The sequence below is a fragment of the Acinetobacter haemolyticus genome, assembly GCF_003323815.1.
GTDB classification, from domain to species: domain Bacteria; phylum Pseudomonadota; class Gammaproteobacteria; order Pseudomonadales; family Moraxellaceae; genus Acinetobacter; species Acinetobacter haemolyticus.
This window is the reverse complement of the sequence record NZ_CP030880.1, coordinates 43794-63320: the sequence shown is the minus strand read 5'-3', so window position 1 is coordinate 63320 and position 19527 is coordinate 43794. Positions and strand designations below refer to the sequence as shown.

The following is a 19527-nucleotide window of genomic DNA, read 5'->3' as shown; positions in this document are numbered from 1 at the left end:
GGCTTTATGCTGTTTTGTCCTAGTCTATTGTGTCTGACACAAATCTACAATTTGAATCTGCAAAACAAATGATCAGGCTATTGAGCTGCATTCTGTTTGAGAATTTGCTGCATCGCTTGATAGGTTGCGGTAATACGTGCTTCATTCGGGAAATTGGTATTGGCGAGCATCACCATACCGATTTTTTGCTGTGGAATAAAAGCAGCATACGCTCCAAAGCCATTGGTCGCCCCTGTTTTATTAAAATAGGTTGCTGGTGAAGCAATCTTCGGTTGTTTGATTGGAGTAATCGCATGACTTTCCAGTGCCATTTTGCTCGAATTGCCTTCTAACAAGGTTTCTAATTTCACAGGATAAGCATATTGCTCCCAACCCAAACCTTGTGTCATAGCACCCAGTTCAAAATAGCCCACATGGGTATGTTCAATGGCTTTACGGATAGGCTGTTGCAACTGTTGCACATTGATCTGCGCATCTAGAAACTTCAACATATCTGCACTGCTACTTTTCACACCATATGCTTCTGCATCAAACATACCTGGTGATACACGCATGGCTTGATCAGCTTTGTACCCCCATGCATATTGCGACATATATGGCTTAGGTACATTGATAAAACTTTGCGTCATGCTCAGTTGAGGAAAAAGCGTTTGCTCGATCAATTCTACATAAGGTTTTTTCATGGCTAAAGCAGTCACATAGCCCATCAAACCAATACTCGGATTAGAATATTGACGTGCAGCACCGATTTTTGTTTTTGATTGCCATTCTTGAAAATATCGAATCATATCCTGCTGTTTCACAACATGATCAGGAAATTGCAGTGGAAAGCTTCCAGCGTTGTATGTGCCTAAATTCAATAATGTCGCTTGATTTACGGCTGTATTTTTAAGTTCAGGAAAGTATTTGGCTGGATGATCAGAAAATGACAACTGCCCTTGTGCCTGTGCATAGCCGGCCAAAGTCGCATTGAAGACCTTACTCACCGAGCCAAGTTCAAATAAGGTCTTATTGCTCACAGCTTGCTGGCTTTGTTTAGAGGCTAGCCCATAATTGACAAAATAGTGTTTACCATTCAAGGTCACTGCTACCGCCATTCCCGGTACTTTATATTGCGTCAATAAAGGCTTAAATTGCTGATCAATCACAGCTTTTACCTGTTGCTCAGTCAGGTTTTCAGCCCAAAGCGCTGAACTGAAAGATATTAGTCCTGCCACCATCAGCAATTTTTTAAAAGTTCTCGAAAAGTCATTCGGCTTAGTCATTCATCATTTCACTTTAAGTTAAGATTTAATTTGCATTGAGCTTAAGTAGTTTTGCCTGTGGTCCATCTTCAATGACCCAAATCGATCCATCTTGGGCCTGATGTAGACCACGGATTCGTTGTTTCATATCTAAACGTTGCACTTCTTTAACAGGCTGTGCATTGAGATCTACCACAACAATAGATTTAGATGATAAACCTCCAATCAGAGCCTTTTGTCGCCATAGCGGAAATTGATCACCGGTATAAACGATCATGCTTGAAGGTGAGATTACTGGAGTCCAATCAATTTCAGGCGCTTTAAATTCGGGTCGGGTGCTATGGTCTGGGATCGGTAGGCCTGAATAGTGATTGCCATTTGAAACAATTGGATAACCATAATTTGCACCTTTGACAATCAGATTTAGCTCATCACCACCCTCTGGACCCATTTCAACGACCCAAAGTTGTCCTTGGGTATCAAATGCGATACCAAGCGGATTACGATGTCCTAATGACCAAATTTCAGCGCTTACTCCACCTTGTTGACTAAATGGATTTCCCTCAGCAGGTGTACCGTCTTCATTTAATCGCAATACTTTACCCAAATTGCTTTTCATATCTTGGGCAGGATCAAATTTCTGTCTCTCTCCTGAACTCACCCATAATTTTCCATCGGCACCAAATACCATGCGATGTCCATAGTGTCCCTGTCCTGATACCTTTGGAACTTGATGCCAAATTACCTTTACATCACTGAGTTTAGGTTGTGTGGCACTGGACAAATCGAGTTTGGCGCGTGAAATAACAGCTCCATAGCCACCTTGTCCTTTTACAGCATAACTCAGATAAATCCAGTGATTATTCTGAAAATCAGGGTGCAGAATGACATCTCCTAAACCACCTTGTCCCCCATAACTAACCGCAGGGATCCCCTCAACACTCAAGCTTTGTTTGGTCTTAGGATCGAATATCTTTAACTGACCTCTGCGTTCTGTAATGAGCAAGCGTTGATCAGGTAATGATGTGATTGCCCAAGGTTCATTAAATTGTGCAATGTTTTCTATATGGTAAGTCTGAAGACTCGCTTGTCTGCTATGTTGCGCTGTACTTTGATCTGTGGTTTTAGGATTGCTATTGTTTGTACCGCAGGCTTGTAAAAATATAAAACCACTACATAAAAGTGGGGTGACGATGTGCTTGATCATTCCTTTTCTCCCTCTTATTGTCTTTTCTCATAGTACGGGGATTTATCTGAAAAACTGCTATAAAAGTGTTGTTTTTATTATACGTGCCCATTCAACTACAAATGATCAACACCACTAACGAACCCAGCGCACAATATATTCTTCGATTTGCTCTTCATCGATTTCAGTTTCTGAAATACAACGACCTGCGACTGATTTTTTCGCATTGATCACACTTTTGCGTGAGCCTGTCACCAAATAATGCCATGAGGGTAGATTTTTACCCTCGCTTAAACGACGATAGGCACAACTTGATGGCAACCATGAAATATTTTGTAATTGTTCAAAGGTGAGTTGGATACAATCAGGAACTTGTTGTTGCCGATGAGCATAATCTGAGCATTGAGCTGTTTTACAATCTAATAACTTACATGCCACCTTGGTGTATGCCACCTCAGCTGTGTCTTCATCTTCCAGCTTAATTAGGCAGCACAATCCACAGCCATCGCACAAAGCTTCCCATTCCGCTTGGTTCAGCTGATCAAGCGAATATTGTTTCCAAAAGTTGGGGCGTAGCACAGTGGACATCATGATGTTTTCAATTTCAAACGAGCAATCCATTATAGCATTTTTGTGTCACATTCTTTATTTAAACAACACATTTCACCTATTGAACAGCGCGTGATCGAACATTAGCACCACAGAAAAACAATATAAGGATTAAAAAATATACAATAGGATAGATAGAGAAATAACTAAAAATAGGAGAATACAACATGTTCCGTTGGGCAATTATTTTTGCTGTGATTGCATTAATTGCGAGTTTACTTGGCTTTGGTGGTGTTGCAGGTTTATCCAAAGACTTTGCCGTTATCTTGTTGATTATCGCAGCAATCCTAGCAGTGGTGGGTTTTTTATCTCGCGGTAAGGTTTAAGTTTATTCATCCTGCAATCAAAAGAAGAATCGAAAGATTCTTCTTTTTTTATCACTAAAAATCCAGTTACCAAGAGACTCATTTTTGTTGTTTTAAGATGCCATCAATTACAATATTTTATGTTTTAATCGATACGTTTTAAAAAGACTAGGACTTTAAAATGAGCTCTCAAATTATAACTCGTGAAATTGAATATACCGCTCCAGATGGTCAACGCTTAATTGGTTATTTTGCAACACCACATACAGATCAGCCGATTGCAGGTGTCATTGTTGCACCTGAATGGTGGGGTCGTAACGAATATACTGAACAACGCGCACGTGAGCTTGCAGAACATGGTTTTGCTGCCTTAGCAATCGATATGTATGGTGATAAAAAAGTCACCACTGCTGTACCGCAAGCCTCAGAGTGGATGAATCAGACCTTTGAACAACCAGATACGATTGTCAATCGTGCGAAAGCGGGGTTAGCAACCTTAGCAGCTCAACCCGAAGTCAATGCCGAAAAACTAGCAGCTATTGGCTTTTGCTATGGTGGTAAGGTTGTACTTGATTTAGCTCGCTCTGGTGCAGATATCAAAGCAGTTGCCACCTTCCATGCCGTATTAGCAACAAGTACACCAGCACAAAAAGATCAGATCAAAGCTGAAATTTTAGTTTTACATGGTGAGCTTGATAGTATGGTCACCTTAGATAACGTCACGAGTTTCCGTCAAGAAATGCATGATGCTGAGGTCAGCCATGAAGTCATCATTTTCGAAGATGCTAAACATGGATTCAGCAATCCTCTCGCGGATGAACGTGCGAAGGCGAATAATGTTGACCTCGGTTATAATGCAGAAGCAGAACGCCAAGGCCTTGAAGCCATGTATGAGTTATTAGATAAACATTTAAAGTGATTAAAAAAACTATCTCTAAAATCCATAAATATGGAATTAAATGAATATCTCGTTTGTTTAATTCCTAACAATTTCGACTAGTGCAAGGCGACAAGGATGTCGCCTTTGCACGAGCAAATATGAATAAGGATTGAATAACAAATTTGTTTCTATGCACCAACTCCTCTCTGCTTTTCCGCTATACTAGCCCTCTGCTTTTGATTGTTCTGATTCATGTCTGATTTTTCATTTTCTGATGCACTGCTCACTTGGTACGACCAACATGGTCGCCATGATCTACCTTGGCAAATTGCAGATGATCCTTATAAAGTCTGGGTATCAGAAATCATGTTGCAGCAGACACAAGTCAAAACGGTATTGCAATATTTTGATCGTTTTATCGAACGCTTTCCTACCGTACAAGACTTAGGACAAGCCAGTTGGGATGAGGTTGCACCTTATTGGGCAGGACTTGGGTATTACGCAAGAGCAAGAAACTTACATAAAGCAGCAGGTATCGTCAGTCAGCAAGGCAAATTCCCTGAAACATTAGAACAATGGATTGAACTTCCAGGGATTGGACGTTCCACAGCTGGCGCACTGATGTCACTCGGCTTACGTCAATATGGCGTCATTATGGATGGCAATGTGAAACGTGTTTTAGCACGTTTTTTTGCGATTGAAGATGATCTATCTAAACCACAACATGAACGTGCTTTATGGCAAATTGCAGAGGATCTATGCCCTCAACAACGCAATCATGACTACACACAAGCCATCATGGATTTAGGTGCGACTGTTTGTACGCCCAAAAAACCATTATGTTTATATTGTCCAATGCAACAACACTGTCAGGCCTATCAACAAGGATTAGAACAAGAGCTTCCATTTAAGAAAGCTAAAAAGCCTGTTCCGATTAAAACAGCCCATGTTTTGCTCATACAATCAGGCGATCAATGGCTATGGCAGCAAAGAGAAGCACAAGGTTTGTGGGGAGGATTATACTGCCTACCTATTATTGAGCAAGCAACCGAATTACAACAGATTGAGCAACACTTTAAACTACAAGCTCAAGTATCATCATTGCAGATTAGCCATAGCTTTACCCACTTTACATGGTTGCTTGACGGAAAAGTGTTCCACGTGGAACATGACCAAAAAGAACAACTCTGTATTGAGTTGAATGGACACTGGCTTAGCCCAGATCAAGCCATAGCCAAAGGGATCCCTACTGCAATGAAGAAAATGATCAAGGCCGCAGATGCCTAAATATGATTAAGTCATTATGAGTGTTAGCGCTGTGTTTAGTCGTTCCAACTTTCTATAAAAATGCAAGGAGCCAGTATGCATCATTCAATCCGCTATGCCCTTCTCGGTGTATTGACGATCTTACTCTCAGCATGTGCCAGCACACCTCAAAAACCAACACCACTACCAAATACCCAAGTCAACAAACTACAAAATATGCGCCTCGATAGCCGATTACCAATACCGGTCAAAGGTGTTAGTCGAAGTGAGTTGAGCGACACGTGGGGAGCTGCTCGTAGCCAAGGTCGTCGTCACGAAGGAATTGACATCATGGCAGCACGAGGAACGAAAGTGTATAGTGCAACTGACGGGCTCGTCGCAGACTTACGCAACAACAATCTGGGTGGAAAAGTGGTCTGGATTTTGGGACCATCAGGATCATGGCATTACTATGCACATCTAGATCGTCATAAACGTGGGCTCAATGTCGGTGATTATGTTCTCAAAGGCGAGCACATTGGATATGTGGGAAATACAGGCAATGCACGCCATACAGCTCCACATCTACACTATGGTATTTATTTAAATGGCAAAGGGCGTGGCGCAGTCAATCCATTCCCTTATTTACGTTAGGAACACACAATGTCAGAAGCATTGATTGAACGACTGGTTGAATTTGCAGAGTCAGGGAATCAACAAAAAATCATTCTCAATGGAACCAGTTATCAAGGCTGGATCATGGAGATTACCGAAGATGCACTGCTAATCAGTACAGGTTTTGCAGATAAATCAGGTAAAGACTTTTGGCTAAAGTTTGATGATTTGGATAGTGCCGCACTGTATTATTGGGATAATCATAGTGATGAGTGGGTTGAATTCAAACTCTAAAATTCACAGTATTCAGGAGCAACAGATATGACGATTCAACGCTGTGGTTGGTGCTCTAACGACCCTTTGTATATAGCTTACCATGATGAAGAATGGGGCAAGGCTGAACATGATGAAGCACGTTTATTTGAAATGCTTTGCCTTGAAGGTCAACAAGCTGGCTTATCATGGATTACTGTTCTAAAAAAACGTGAATGTTATCGTACTCATTTCTTTCAATATCCAGTTGCACACATCGCAGCACTCACCGATGATCAACTAGAAAATAAGCTCAATGATTCAGGGTTAATCCGTCATATCGGTAAACTCAAAGCCATTCGAGACAATGCGATCGCATGGCAAAAACTCAAAGATGAAGTTCAAGATGTCTCAGCTTGGTTTTGGAACTTCGTCAATCATCAAGCACCAAACAACGATGTGATGCATTATCGTGAAGCACCCGCCCAAACTGAAATCAGTCAAATACTTTCCAAAACATTAAAAAAGCGTGGTTTCAAATTTGTTGGGCCAACCACCTGCTATGCCTTCATGCAAGCGGTAGGTATGGTCAATGACCATGAAAACCATTGTCATTTTAAATAAAACGATCCCCTCAAAGGAGTCCTTTCATGAGCAATAATCAAATTCGCGCTTATGCAGCGATGCAAGCAGGTGAACAGCTGGTTCCTTACCAATTTGATGCAGGTGAATTACAAGCCCATCAGGTGGAAGTCAAAGTTGAATACTGTGGTTTATGTCATTCTGATCTTTCAGTCATCAACAATGATTGGCGTTCTTCAACCTACCCTGTCATTGCTGGTCACGAAATCATTGGCACAATCACAGCGCTCGGCACGGAAGCAAAGGGGCTCAAACTGGGTCAACGTGTTGGGATCGGTTGGACAGCTGAAAGTTGCCAAGCATGTGATCCGTGTATTGGAGGCAATCAGGTGCTCTGTACAGGTGAAAACGTGGCAACCATCGTGGGTCATGCGGGGGGCTTTGCAGAAAAAGTACGGGCTGGTTGGCAATGGGTTATTCCTCTACCCGATGATTTAGCGCCTGAAAGTGCGGGTCCACTCCTTTGTGGTGGGATTACCGTATTTGATCCATTACTTAAACATAAAATCCAAGCCACACATCATGTCGGTGTGATCGGTATTGGTGGCTTAGGTCATATCGCAATTAAACTGCTCAAAGCTTGGGGTTGTGAAATCACCGCGTTTAGTTCTAATCCAGAAAAAACGGAAGAACTTAAAGCGATGGGCGCAGATCATGTCGTGAATAGTCGTGATGTTCAAGCGATTAAAGCACAACGTGGTAAGTTTGATTTATTATTAAGTACCGTCAATGTCACACTGAATTGGCAAGCCTATTTGAGTACCCTTGCACCCCATGGCAGTCTCCATTTCTTAGGTCTTACTTTAGAGCCAGTTCCTGTTTCAGTCGGTGCGCTCATTGATGGTGCCAAATCTGTCACAGGCTCTCCAACAGGTTCTCCTTTGGCATTACGTCAGCTTTTAAAGTTTGCTGCACGTAAAAATATTGCACCACAAATTGAACTATATCCTATGTCACAACTTAATGAAGCCATTGAGCGACTTCATTCTGGTCAAGCCCGCTATCGAATTGTTCTCAAAGCTGATTTTGATTAGGCTGAAGACGAGTCTAAGCTCTGTTTTACCCAATCCGCCAATTGCTGAATCGCTTGGCGGATTTCTTGTGTAAAAGCATGCCCCGCATTTAAACGGATAAAATGCCGATAGCGCTGATCTTCACCAAATACTTCACCCGGTACAATATTGATACCTTTAGCTTGTGCGAGATAATATAGATCAAGCCCTGTAATCGTGTCAGGCAGCTGCATCCATAAAGCATAGCCTCCTTGTGATTGACTTAATGCAATCGGAATCCCCTGAAAAGTTTCTAAAATACAGGCACGATACTGTTCCACCTGCTGCATGAGCTTGGGTCTTAATTGATCTAAATGTTCTCTATAACCACGACTATAGATAAAATCAGCCAAACCAAGCTGTAAAGGCGTATTCACACCAACGTTATTTGCCAATAATTGGGGGCGTAAGGATTCAAGTTTTTGCCCCAAACAGAACCAACCAACTCGATAAGCACTGGATAATGACTTTGAAACTGATGCACACCAGACCACATAGCCCTGTTGATCCCAATAACGAATCGGTAATGGGCGCTCATTTTGGAAACTACACTCCGCATAAATATCATCTTCAATAATGAAACATTGATACTGCTGCGCCAGTTCAGCAATCCGTTGTTTCTGCTGGTTACTGAGACAATATCCTAACGGATTTTGAAAGTTTGCCGTCAATAAACACAGTTTGGCACTGCCCTGCTGCATAAAATGCTCTAAGCGTTCCAGATCTATTCCCTGATGGTCTGCGGGGATTTCAATAATTTTACGTTTTAAACTGGCCAGCATTTGTAGCTGACCATTAAAGGTCGGGGTCGGAATCAGAATACTATCGCCCTCTTTGCTCATTTGCTGGATCAGTAGCGAAATCGCAGGCAAACAGCCATTGGTAATAAAAATATCCTCTGCCGCAATATAAATCCCATCCTCACGCCAATGATCCGCAAGCGCCTGTCTCAACACGTGATGCCCTTGTTTATTGCAATACAGAAAATCTTCAGGCTGGCAATGCTTCAACGCCCGTTGCAAAGAACGGCGCAACCCATCAACAGGAATGAGATGAGGTGAAAGTTGTATTGCCCCGAGTGGTGTCAAATGGCTTTGAATGGAGGCAGTTTGAATCTGATTTTGTAGATCAAAATTGGAAACTTGTCGTGGCATCGATTCAAACTGAGGACTGTCAGGAGCAGGACTTTGATACTGTCTAGAGCTAACAAAATAACCTGACTTGGCTTTGACATAAATCAGCCCTTTTGCTTCCAACAACTCATAGCATTGTTGTGCCGTACTCAAACTGATCTCTTGCTGACGTGCAAACTCACGTAAAGAGCTGAGCTTCTGCTGTGGTTGCAGCTCATGGTGATAAATCTTATGTGCCAACTGTTCGGCGAGACGCTGATATTGAAAAGTCATTCTGTACTGCTTTTTTAAAAATTTCTGTATCTGTATTGGTTTATACAACACTATTAAGCTATAAAAATCAACTACAGGAGGATAAGGCAATGAAAAATAAACTCTTATTTATAATATGTAGCGTCCTATTTACTGGCTGCCAATTTACCGACCAGACCGTTTATCAACAGCAACAGATCTGTAAAAGACTTGCTGAGGGATATTTAACCACTCAAAACCAACAAATGTATGAGTTTTGGAAACTTGAACAAAGCCCAACACAAGGGCAGCAACATACAATCAAGTTGACCTATAAAAAACCCAATGAAAATGGACTGATTTTATCAGGTCTGCTTTTGCCAACCGTTGAGTTGGAGTGTACTTTAGAACAGCAACAGATTATGGTGTCACTCATTCAGGCAGCAGGTAAACAGGTTCGTGTTTTAGAGGTTCAACTACCTGATGCAACTAACGACATACCGAGAAACCTTGTTCAAGTTGCTCAGTCAAAAATTCGATAAATAGGCGGACTCGTTTGGGTAAATGTTCTTGTTGATAATAAACCGCATGGATGCGTTGATAAGAATGTTCGATTTGGTCTTCAAACAAAGCCACCAAGCGACCCTCTTCTAAATCTTTCCAGATTTCAAACTCAGATAATCGGGCGATACCTAAACCACGTAAACATAATTGTCGTACCGTTTCTCCACTCGACGCTTTAATACTCGATTGCGCCACAAAGTATTCACCATCGACTTTTATCGGCCATTTATTGATATAAAGTGGACGAGTAAAACCAATCACATCATGCATCGCCAGTTGTTGCGGATGTTGTGGCGTACCACGCTGAGTAAGGTATGCAGGGCTAGCAACAAGATATAAACGGCTTTGACACAGCAATTTGGCATGCAAACTTGAATCATGCAACTCACCGAAACGAAATGCGACATCGGTTTTATGTTCAAGTAAATCAATCACCTGATCATTACTATTTAACTCAATCTCGATATTTGGGTAGCGTTGATGAAATAACTGCATTAACGGTGCAATCACATGCAAGATAAAGGGTACGGCTGAGTCTACCCGAATGATGCCAGACGTATCCTGATCAGATCGAAGTAAGGCTTCTTCGGCTGCGTTGAGATCATTGAGAATTTTACGCGCGTGATTTAAAAACTGTTGACCTTCCTGCGTTAATTTTAATTTCCGCGTCGTACGCTCGAGTAAAGTAACATCTAATTTTGATTCTAAACGACTGAGCGAACGACTGAGTCCGGATGCAGTTTGTCCTAACCGCTCTGCTGCAGCAACAAAAGAACCTGTATCGACAATGGTAATAAAAGCCAGTAGTTCTTCAATACTTGATTTCATAGCGGATCATTATTGATATTGAGTCAACTATATTTTGCAAATTCATCTATTTTTTAGCAACAATAATCGTCGCACAATCACATCATCAACAAAATAGGCTCAATCGAGCACAACAAGATGAGGTGAAGCATGCATATCCCACAATTTGGTTTAGGTACTTTCCGTCTTAAAGATCAAGTGGTGATTGATTCTGTTAAAACGGCGTTGGAAGTCGGTTATCGTGCAATTGATACAGCACAAATTTATGAGAATGAAGCTGCAGTCGGACAAGCGATTGCCGAAAGTGGTGTTGCACGCCAAGATTTATTTTTAACCACAAAAATTTGGGTTGATCACTTTGCAGAAGATAAATTGATCCCAAGCTTAAAAGACAGCTTACAGAAACTTCGCACTGATGCGGTCGACCTTACCTTGATTCACTGGCCCGCACCACAATTGGGTGTATCCATTCCAGCAGTGATGCAGTTGCTATTAGAAGCAAAACAACAAGGTTTGACCCAGCAAATAGGGATCTCGAACTTTAATATTGCCTTAACCCAGCAAGCGATTGACACCATTGGTGCCGAACACATTGCGACCAATCAAATTGAATTAAGTCCTTATCTACAAAATCTGAAGCTTGCGAATTATCTAACTCAGCAACACATTGATGTGACTTCTTACATGACGCTTGCTTATGGCAAAGTCCTGAATGATCCAACCTTGCTTGAAATCGCCGCGCAACATCAGGCAACTACCGCGCAAATTGCATTGGCTTGGGCTTTACAGCAGGGTTATGCCGTGATCCCTTCTTCAACCAAACGTGAAAATTTAATCAGTAACTTAAAAGCACAAGATCTAACGCTGAGTTCTGAAGAAATGCAATTGATTGCTCAGCTTGAACGTAATGGTCGTGAAGTCAATCCTGAACAATGGGCACCTGAATGGGATCAATAATATGAACCGTGACGTTCATTTTACTTTGCTCGCGCTAGCGATTGGTGCATTTGCAATAGGTACAACCGAATTCTCCCCTATGGGACTATTGCCTAATATTGCCAACGATCTAGGGGTATCCATCCCCAGTGCAGGTCTACTCATCACAGGTTATGCATTAGGTGTCATGATAGGCGCTCCAATCATGACACTCTGGTTTGGTGGCTATGCGCGCCGCAATGCACTCATTCTGTTGATGGCGATTTTTACCATTGGAAATCTTATAGCAGCCTTTGCACCCAGCTATATGAGTTTAATGGGGGCGCGGTTGATTACCAGCTTGAACCACGGTGCATTTTTTGGAATTGGATCAGTGGTTGCCGCTAGTGTCGTTCCTGCAAATAAACAAGCCAGTGCGGTTGCAAGTATGTTTATGGGGCTGACCATTGCAAATATCGGCGGTGTACCACTTGCCACATGGGTAGGACAGAATATTGGTTGGCGCATGTCATTTCTTGCGATTTCAGCGCTCGGTCTGATTACCATGCTGGCGCTGTGGAAAGCCCTACCCGTCGGTTCGGTCGGGCAAAAGCCCAATATAAAAATGGAACTGAAAGTCCTCACCCGTTTACCTGTGGTATTAGCACTGCTCACCACTGTATTCGGGGCTTCAGCAATGTTTACCCTCTACACTTACATTGCCCCGAGCTTGGTCGAATTTACCCATGCGTCACCGAGCTTTATCACCATGATGTTGGTCTTGATTGGAATTGGTTTCTCTCTTGGCAATCATTTTGGAGGAAAATTTGCAGATTTATCGATGGATAAAACGCTGATCGGATTCTTAGGATTACTGATTGGCTTAATGGTGATTTTCCCAATCTTGGCTCAAACACAGTTAGGGGCAGCGATTGGTTTAGTACTTTGGGGTACTGCAGCCTTTGCAATCGTACCACCGCTTCAAATGCGTGTGATGTCTGTTGCACGAGAGGCTTCTGGACTCGCTTCCTCAGTCAATATCGGCGCATTTAACTTGGGCAACGCCATCGGTGCAGCAGCAGGAGGTGCCGTCTTAAGTTTGGGTTTAAATTATGCTGCAGTTTCAATGATTGGAGCAGTACTAGCTGCGATTGGATTAGTTTTAGTTTTCATCCAAATAAAGTTAACCACTAAACCCAATACGCCGTATCAACAGTGTTCTCAAACTTAAACAAGTAAAAGCCTGATGTAAAATCAGGCTTTTTATTATGATTATTTTAGCAAATCCGGTAATGTCGGTTGCTTATATAAAGGGTTTTGTACTTCTTTTTTCATTTTCATCAGCATCTGATAAGGCTGCTGTTGTACAAACATATTCACAAAACTTAATGGAATTGCACCTGCTGGATCAGCATAACCACGGGTTGAAACTTTCACTTTGTTGTCAGCCACTTTTTGGAAAGTCCAATCCCCTTCATAACGACTCAAACGAATAATATCGGGTTGCACTGGATAATCATGCTTAATTGCCTGATTTTTGATACTAATACTGCCATCCCCATTCTTATTCATTTTTCCTTTAATCACCACATCACGATCTTTTAGCGGAAATGGAAAATCCAAAACCATATATAAGATGAACTCACCTTTTTGATCGTCTCGTGATAACAATTGCACTTTGCCTACGTAGGGTACCCATTGTGGTGTGCGTTCAACATCCAATACCACAGCCACAGCACGTTCTAATGGCACATCAAAAGTGGTTTCTGCTTTGTATTGAATGACTGGATTATTTTCTGTTTGATAGGTCCAAACTTTAATGTCATTACGGTGTAAACTGAGTTTAGGCGCTGTTGCAGCACTGGCGACTAGACTTGCGGTACTAAGTAACGCAGCAAGAACGATATGTTTTTTTTTCATGTCATGCTCAATTCTTTTAATCATTATCAGAGCTTGTATATCCTCTAGATCGACATTACAAGCTCTTTTATCACGTAATATTTAAGGTTTTATACTTCAATTTCATTAAAACCCAAAACATCCTTCATATCATATTTTTGAGCTTTACGTCCTACTACCCATGCAGCAGCACGTACCGCACCTGAAGCAAAGTTCATACGATTTGTAGCTTTGTGTGTCACTTCAACACGCTCACCCTCGCCAATAAACATCACCGTATGCTCACCCACGATATCACCACCACGAATGGTTTCAAAGCCAATCGTTTGACGATCACGAGGTCCTGTATAACCTTCACGGCCATAAACCGCTACTTCTTTTAAGTTACGACCTAAAGTATCCGCAATCGCCTCACCCATCATAAAGGCTGTGCCTGATGGTGCATCTACTTTGTGACGGTGATGCGCTTCAATAATTTCGATATCAACCGTATCACCGAATACCTTTGCAGCCAACTCAAGTAATTTAATTGATACATTTACACCCACTGAATAATTTGCAGCATATACGACTGGGGTATGTGTTGCAGTTTCATCTAAAAATGCCTTTTGCTCATCCGACATGCCTGTGGTCCCAATCACCATCGCCACACCGGCTTCACGACAAAGCTTTAAATGCTGTTCAGTCGCAACAGGTGCGGTAAAGTCAATCACCACATCACAGTCTTTCAGCACTTCACTCAAACTTCCCACAACTTTGACACCGATGTTGCCAATGCCTGCAAGCTCACCCGCATCTGCACCAACCAAGCTGCTTTCAGGACGCTCTACTGCTGCGGCAAGTTGATAGCCAGCCTGTTGTACTGCTTGAATCAGAATACGCCCCATGCGTCCGCCTGCACCCAAGATCCCAATGCGTGGAGAAGTTGACATAATATTTCCCAGTCTTTTATTTAAACAATCCTGCTACTATAGCAAAACTCTCACATTCCGCTAAAAAATTCCCATAAAAAAACCTGCCGAAGCAGGTTTTTTGTTGATGCCGATTAATCAAATAGGCGATCAAAGAATGATTTTTTCTTTGGCGACGATGCATGACCATCTCCATCCAAAGATGCTTGTAATTCTTTTAATAACTCACGCTGACGACTGGTTAAATTCACAGGCGTTTCAATAACGATACGACATAGTAAATCACCAACCATGCTACTACGTACTGGACGGACACCTTTACCACGTAGGCGGAACAGTTTACCTGTTTGCGTACCTTCAGGAATCTTCAGGCTGACACGCCCTTCAAGCGTTGGAATTTCAATTTCTTTACCTAAAGCAGCATCGGCAATACTAACAGGCACATCCATATAAAGATCTGCACCATCACGCTGGAAGATTTCGTGTTCACGCACGACAACTTCTACATATAAATCACCAGACTGACCATCGCGAATCGCCTCACCTTTACCCGTTAAGCGTACGCGATCTCCATTATCCACACCCGCTGGAATGGTGACTTCAAGTGTTTGTTGACGGTCTGCTACCCCTGAACCATGACAGGTATTACATGGGTTCTTAATGATTTTTCCTTGTCCACGACAAGTACTACAAGTTTGCTGAACCGAGAAGAAACCCTGTTGCATACGGATTTGACCCGTACCGTGACAAGTACGACAGGTTTCAACGTCATTTGGATTTTTCGAACCTTTACCATCACAGGTTTCGCATGGTGCAGGTGCAGTAAAGGTAATGGTCTTTTTCACCCCTTTTACCGCTTCTTCGAGCGTCAGTTCCATCACATAGCGGAGATCTGAACCACGACGTTGACGTTGTTGTTGACGACCGCCACCACCGAAAGCACCACCGAAAATATCACCAAACTGGCTAAAAATATCTTCTGCGCTAAAACCGCCACCGAAGCCACCGCCGCCACCAAAGCCGCCCTCAAAAGCACTGTGCCCAGCACGATCGTACATACTACGCTTTTCGCTATCCGAAAGTACTTCGTAAGCTTCCGATGCTTCTTTGAATTTTTCTTCTGCTTCAGCATTGTCAGGATTTCGATCTGGATGATACTTCATCGCCAACTTACGATAGGCTTTCTTGATCTCATCATCACTTGCGGTTTTCGAAACGCCTAAAACCTCATAATAATCACGTTTAGCCATGGTTGGCGATGCTCCTCACGGAATGTATTTAAATCTAAAAAAACATAAAATAGGCTCTGCTGGCATTTTATTTATAAAAGCCAACAGAGCCTTAATAAGGACGATCTTATCTATTTACAAGGGTAATTCCGATAAAAAAACAATAAATTTAGAAAACTGCCTTGTTTCTAAAATACTTAGCGATGCCTTTTAACCACGCATTGAGTAAAAATAGCCATGCAATTGCACTAAATACCACACCAGCAACCGTCAAGGCAGTTACCCAAAGTGTGCTGTCCCATGCAAAGAAGAACAATGGAATAAACCACAAAGCAGCAAAAAAAGCCATTATGATGAATAACAGCACATTACGCATAATCCAGAGTGCGTGCGCATGAATCCATACCTCTGCATCATCCACAACAGCAACTTTTCGCGCTAATACATAGGCGAAGGCCGCAAATACGATTGTAAACAATGCAAGAAACATGAACACGTAAGAAATCGCCACGTAACGGCGATGCTGCTCAACCTTATCTTGCCCCATGCTTGATATCACCTCATTCATCACATTTTGCCAAATCGACTATGCAATGGGATTCCATTATTTTTTAATATTAAAATATAGGTGCTACTATATTGAAATTTTCAATATTTCGCACCTCTATTCGCAAAAAAATTATGTGCTAGGTGTTGCTTTCTTAACCTTAAACCATGTTGCATAGAGTGCAGGAAGGAAAAATAAGGTGAGTAATGTTGCAACAATCAATCCCCCCATAATCGCCACCGCCATCGGCCCGAAGAAAATACTGCGGGAGAGCGGAATCATTGCTAACACTGCGGCAAGTGCGGTTAACACAATTGGACGAAAACGACGCATAGTTGCATCAATCACTGCGTCCCAAGCTGCTTGTCCTGCTCGAATATCCTGTTCAATTTGGTCAATCAGAATCAGCGAGTTACGCATAATCATACCAGACAGCGCAATTGTTCCTAGCATGGCCACAAAACCAAAAGGTTTATTGAACAATAATAAGAACGCTACGACACCGATTAAACCCAGAGGTGCTGTCAGCAATACAATCGTTGCTCGAGACATACTACGGAGTTGGATCATTAACAACGTCATCACCACGACTAAGAATAATGGCATACCGGCATTGACAGAACTCTGACCTCGTGCCGACTCTTCAACCGTTCCGCCCACTTCAAGTAGATAACCACTTGGAAGATCCTCACGCAAAGTTTGCATCTGATCCGCCAATTGTTGAACCACGGTGGCTGGTTGAAGTTGTGTGCGGATATCTGCTCTCACAGTAATGGTGGGTAAACGGTTCCTATGCCAAATCAATCCCTCTTCAAAACGCGACTCAATTTGTGCAATTTGTGCCAATGGTACCGTCGTCCCTTTGCTGGTTGGTACGGCTAAACTGGCTAAAGAGGCAACTTCAGCACGCTCCGTCTCATCACCACGTAAACGGATTTCAATCAATTCACGTTTTTCACGATACTGATTCATGACAGCCCCAGTCACCGAAGCATTGAGGAAGTTTGCCAAATCGACACTACTCACTCCCATCTGACGCGCACGATCTTGATCAATCTCGATTGCAATAATCTTACTCGGCTCTCCCCAATCCAGATGCACGTTGGTGGTATTTGGGTCCTCACCCACCACTCGTGCAACTTTTTGTGCCCATTGACGTACGGTTGCTAAATCCTCACCTGAAACTCGATATTGCAATGGATACCCCACAGGTGGACCATTTTCTAACAATGAAACACGCGTCCGCACTTGTGGCAGCAATTGCTTAATCTGTTGCTCTAAAGAACGACGAATTTCATCTCGATCATCCAAAGATGAAGCCAAAACGACAAATTGCGCAAAGCTCGCCTGCGGGAGTTGTTGATCTAAAGGCAAATAGAAACGAGGTGAGCCTGTTCCCACATAAGCCACATAATTATCAATTCCCTCTTGCTTGGCCAAGAACTGCTCTACTTTTTGTACAGCTTGCTCAGTCGCAGTCAGAGATGCACCTTCTTCAAGTTTTAAATCCACTAAAATTTCAGCGCGGTTAGAGGGTGGAAAGAATTGCTGTGGCACAAACTTAAACATCATCACTGAAAGTACGAATATGCCAACCGTCGTCGCAATGACCGTCTTGCGATAGGTAATACAGATTTCTACAGCCCGACGGAAAGACTGATAAAATTTGGTTTGATAGGGATCATGATGTGCACCATGTGCCTGTACGACTGGTGCTGGCTGCTTACGTAGTCGTGCCCACAAACGTAGATACCATGCAGCCTTTTGCTGTTGCTTGCTAAAATCAGGTAGTAGTTTTTCACCCAAGTACGGTACAAATAATACCGCTGCAATCCAAGACACCACTAAGGCAATCGTCACCACTTGGAAAATCGAACGAGTATATTCACCTGTTCCCGATTGTGCAGTTGCAATCGGTAAAAAACCTGCTGCGGTAATCAATGTCCCCGTTAGCATCGGAAAGGCGGTGGTCTGCCATGCAAAACCCGCTGCTTTGAGTCTGCTGTAGCCCTGCTCCATCTTAATCGCCATCATTTCAACGGCGATAATGGCATCATCGACCAACAAGCCAAGCGCGAGAATCAGCGCCCCTAGCGAGATCTTATGCAACCCGACATCAAATAGGCTCATGCCCGCAAATGTCATGGCCAACACCAGCGGAATTGACAACGCCACCACCAGTCCAGTGCGAAAACCCAAAGAGAAAAAGCTCACCAATAAAACGATAATCACCGCTTCGGCCAATACTTTTAAAAACTCTTGGATACTGCGTTTTACTGCGACAGGTTGATCAGAGACTTTTTGCAGTTTCATCCCGAGGGGTAAACTTTTTTGGAGGCGGGTAAATTCGGTTTCAAGATTTTTGCCCAGAGCAATAATGTCTCCGCCTTTACGCATCGAGACAGCAATACCGATCCCATTTTCACCCATAAAGCGCATACGTGGCTGGGCAGGTTCGCTAAAACCACGATATACCTCGGCGACATCACCCAATTGAATGGTTTTGTCCCCGACCAACAACGGCATTTTTCTTAGTTCATCCACACTATGTAGATGCCCACTGACACGAATCTGAATACGATCTGTGCCTGTTTCAAAGAAACCAGCACTGGCCATGTCATTTTGTTTTTGTATCGCTTCTTGTATGGCGGTAACTGGAACCCCCAGCTGCACTGCCTTAGTATTTGACAGCTCAATCCAAATCTTTTGATCTTGCAAGCCGACTAAGTTGACTTTGCTCACATCTTTGACGCGTTGCAGTTGTAATTGCAAACGATCGGCATATTCTTTCATCACCGCATAGTCAAAATCCTTGCCTGTCAGCACATAAATATTGCCAAACGTATCGCCGAACTCATCATTGAAAAATGGTCCTTGCACCCCATTTGGCAACTCAGCGCGAATATCATTAACCTTTTTACGGACGTTATACCAAACGTCAGGAATTTGTTTTGATGGCAAAGAGTCTTTTGCCACAAAGGTGACCAATGACTCTCCTGGACGTGAGTACGCCATAATGCGGTCATATTGACCTGTGGTCATCAGCTCTTTTTCGATTCGATCTGTAACTAGCGTCGAAACTTCTTTTGCGGTTGCCCCTGGCCAGAAAGTTTGCACCACCATCACTTTAAACGTGAATGGAGGATCTTCACTTTGAGAGAGTTTTGAATAAGACATTATGCCAATAATGCCCAATATCAACATGAAGTACAGCACAATACCTTTATTGTTGAGTGCCCATTCTGAAAGGTTAAATTTCAT

Annotated in this window: 20 protein-coding genes; 10 read left to right on the top strand and 10 right to left on the bottom strand. The window is 42.7% G+C overall.

From position 1 onward, the window contains the following. Positions 1 to 77: 77 nt before the first annotated feature. From ampC to DS737_RS00270, 3 genes are all read right to left on the bottom strand, one after another. Positions 78 to 1265 carry a class C beta-lactamase gene (ampC, locus tag DS737_RS00280; protein ID WP_113996496.1) on the bottom strand — a complete coding sequence of 396 codons (1188 nt, stop codon included), beginning with the start codon at positions 1263 to 1265 and terminating at the stop codon, positions 78 to 80. A 25-nt stretch (positions 1266 to 1290) separates the two neighbouring features. Beyond that, on the bottom strand, positions 1291 to 2451 hold the full coding sequence (locus tag DS737_RS00275) for a PQQ-dependent sugar dehydrogenase (protein ID WP_113996495.1): 1161 nt from the start codon (positions 2449 to 2451) through the stop codon (positions 1291 to 1293). A gap of 114 nt (positions 2452 to 2565) precedes the next feature. Next, positions 2566 to 3018 (bottom strand): YcgN family cysteine cluster protein, encoded by a 453-nt coding sequence (locus DS737_RS00270; RefSeq protein ID WP_026057260.1) that lies wholly within the window; start codon positions 3016 to 3018, stop codon positions 2566 to 2568. Positions 3019 to 3206: 188 nt separating this feature from the next. Between DS737_RS00270 and DS737_RS00265 the strand changes: the two genes are divergently transcribed. From DS737_RS00265 to ahr, 7 genes are all read left to right on the top strand, one after another. After that, positions 3207 to 3365 (top strand): DUF1328 domain-containing protein, encoded by a 159-nt coding sequence (locus DS737_RS00265; protein WP_004637251.1) that lies wholly within the window; start codon positions 3207 to 3209, stop codon positions 3363 to 3365. Between the two features lie 160 nt (positions 3366 to 3525). Next, complete coding sequence (locus DS737_RS00260; RefSeq protein WP_113996494.1) at positions 3526 to 4263, top strand: dienelactone hydrolase family protein; 738 nt, start codon at positions 3526 to 3528, stop codon at positions 4261 to 4263. A 213-nt stretch (positions 4264 to 4476) separates the two neighbouring features. Continuing rightward, positions 4477 to 5511 (top strand): A/G-specific adenine glycosylase, encoded by a 1035-nt coding sequence (gene mutY, locus DS737_RS00255; RefSeq protein ID WP_113996493.1) that lies wholly within the window; start codon positions 4477 to 4479, stop codon positions 5509 to 5511. Positions 5512 to 5586: 75 nt separating this feature from the next. Then, complete coding sequence (locus tag DS737_RS00250) at positions 5587 to 6123, top strand: M23 family metallopeptidase (protein WP_113996492.1); 537 nt, start codon at positions 5587 to 5589, stop codon at positions 6121 to 6123. Between the two features lie 9 nt (positions 6124 to 6132). Further along, the gene (locus tag DS737_RS00245; protein ID WP_004637255.1) at positions 6133 to 6378 is read left to right on the top strand and encodes a hypothetical protein; all 246 of its coding nucleotides are present in this window, start codon (positions 6133 to 6135) and stop codon (positions 6376 to 6378) included. Positions 6379 to 6405: 27 nt separating this feature from the next. Continuing rightward, positions 6406 to 6960: a DNA-3-methyladenine glycosylase I gene (locus DS737_RS00240; RefSeq protein WP_008942087.1), complete on the top strand. Its 555-nt coding sequence runs from the start codon at positions 6406 to 6408 to the stop codon at positions 6958 to 6960. Between the two features lie 26 nt (positions 6961 to 6986). Further along, entirely contained in the window at positions 6987 to 8012 is a 1026-nt protein-coding gene (ahr, locus tag DS737_RS00235; protein WP_113996491.1) for an NADPH-dependent aldehyde reductase Ahr, read from the top strand. Here ahr and DS737_RS00230 read toward each other — a convergent pair. Beyond that, positions 8009 to 9436 carry an aminotransferase-like domain-containing protein gene (locus DS737_RS00230; protein WP_113996490.1) on the bottom strand — a complete coding sequence of 476 codons (1428 nt, stop codon included), beginning with the start codon at positions 9434 to 9436 and terminating at the stop codon, positions 8009 to 8011. The genes ahr and DS737_RS00230 overlap by 4 nt on opposite strands. Positions 9437 to 9525: 89 nt before the next feature. Here DS737_RS00230 and DS737_RS00225 point away from each other — a divergent pair, with 89 nt between their 5' ends. Next, on the top strand, positions 9526 to 9936 hold the full coding sequence (locus DS737_RS00225; protein WP_113997942.1) for a hypothetical protein: 411 nt from the start codon (positions 9526 to 9528) through the stop codon (positions 9934 to 9936). Here the strand turns inward: DS737_RS00225 and DS737_RS00220 are convergent. Next, positions 9884 to 10786, bottom strand: a complete 903-nt coding sequence (locus tag DS737_RS00220) for a LysR family transcriptional regulator (protein ID WP_113996489.1) — start codon at positions 10784 to 10786, stop codon at positions 9884 to 9886. The two genes, DS737_RS00225 and DS737_RS00220, sit on opposite strands and share 53 nt — an antisense overlap. A gap of 129 nt (positions 10787 to 10915) precedes the next feature. On the opposite strand from DS737_RS00220, the gene dkgB reads away from it, so the two are divergent. After that, positions 10916 to 11722, top strand: coding sequence for a 2,5-didehydrogluconate reductase DkgB (gene dkgB / locus DS737_RS00215; protein ID WP_113996488.1), 807 nt, complete (start codon positions 10916 to 10918; stop codon positions 11720 to 11722). 1 nt (position 11723) lies between these two features. Continuing rightward, positions 11724 to 12911, top strand: a complete 1188-nt coding sequence (locus DS737_RS00210; protein WP_113996487.1) for an MFS transporter — start codon at positions 11724 to 11726, stop codon at positions 12909 to 12911. A gap of 41 nt (positions 12912 to 12952) precedes the next feature. Here DS737_RS00210 and DS737_RS00205 read toward each other — a convergent pair whose 3' ends face one another. The 5 genes from DS737_RS00205 to DS737_RS00185 form a co-directional block, all read right to left on the bottom strand. Further along, the gene (locus DS737_RS00205) at positions 12953 to 13600 is read right to left on the bottom strand and encodes an START domain-containing protein (protein ID WP_113996486.1); all 648 of its coding nucleotides are present in this window, start codon (positions 13598 to 13600) and stop codon (positions 12953 to 12955) included. Between the two features lie 89 nt (positions 13601 to 13689). After that, complete coding sequence (dapB, locus tag DS737_RS00200; protein ID WP_017396296.1) at positions 13690 to 14511, bottom strand: 4-hydroxy-tetrahydrodipicolinate reductase; 822 nt, start codon at positions 14509 to 14511, stop codon at positions 13690 to 13692. Positions 14512 to 14624: 113 nt separating this feature from the next. Beyond that, entirely contained in the window at positions 14625 to 15740 is a 1116-nt protein-coding gene (dnaJ, locus tag DS737_RS00195) for a molecular chaperone DnaJ (protein WP_004637270.1), read from the bottom strand. 148 nt (positions 15741 to 15888) lie between these two features. Continuing rightward, positions 15889 to 16266 carry a hypothetical protein gene (locus DS737_RS00190; RefSeq protein ID WP_005087385.1) on the bottom strand — a complete coding sequence of 126 codons (378 nt, stop codon included), beginning with the start codon at positions 16264 to 16266 and terminating at the stop codon, positions 15889 to 15891. Positions 16267 to 16398: 132 nt separating this feature from the next. Continuing rightward, positions 16399 to 19527 (bottom strand): efflux RND transporter permease subunit, encoded by a 3129-nt coding sequence (locus tag DS737_RS00185; RefSeq protein ID WP_017396294.1) that lies wholly within the window; start codon positions 19525 to 19527, stop codon positions 16399 to 16401.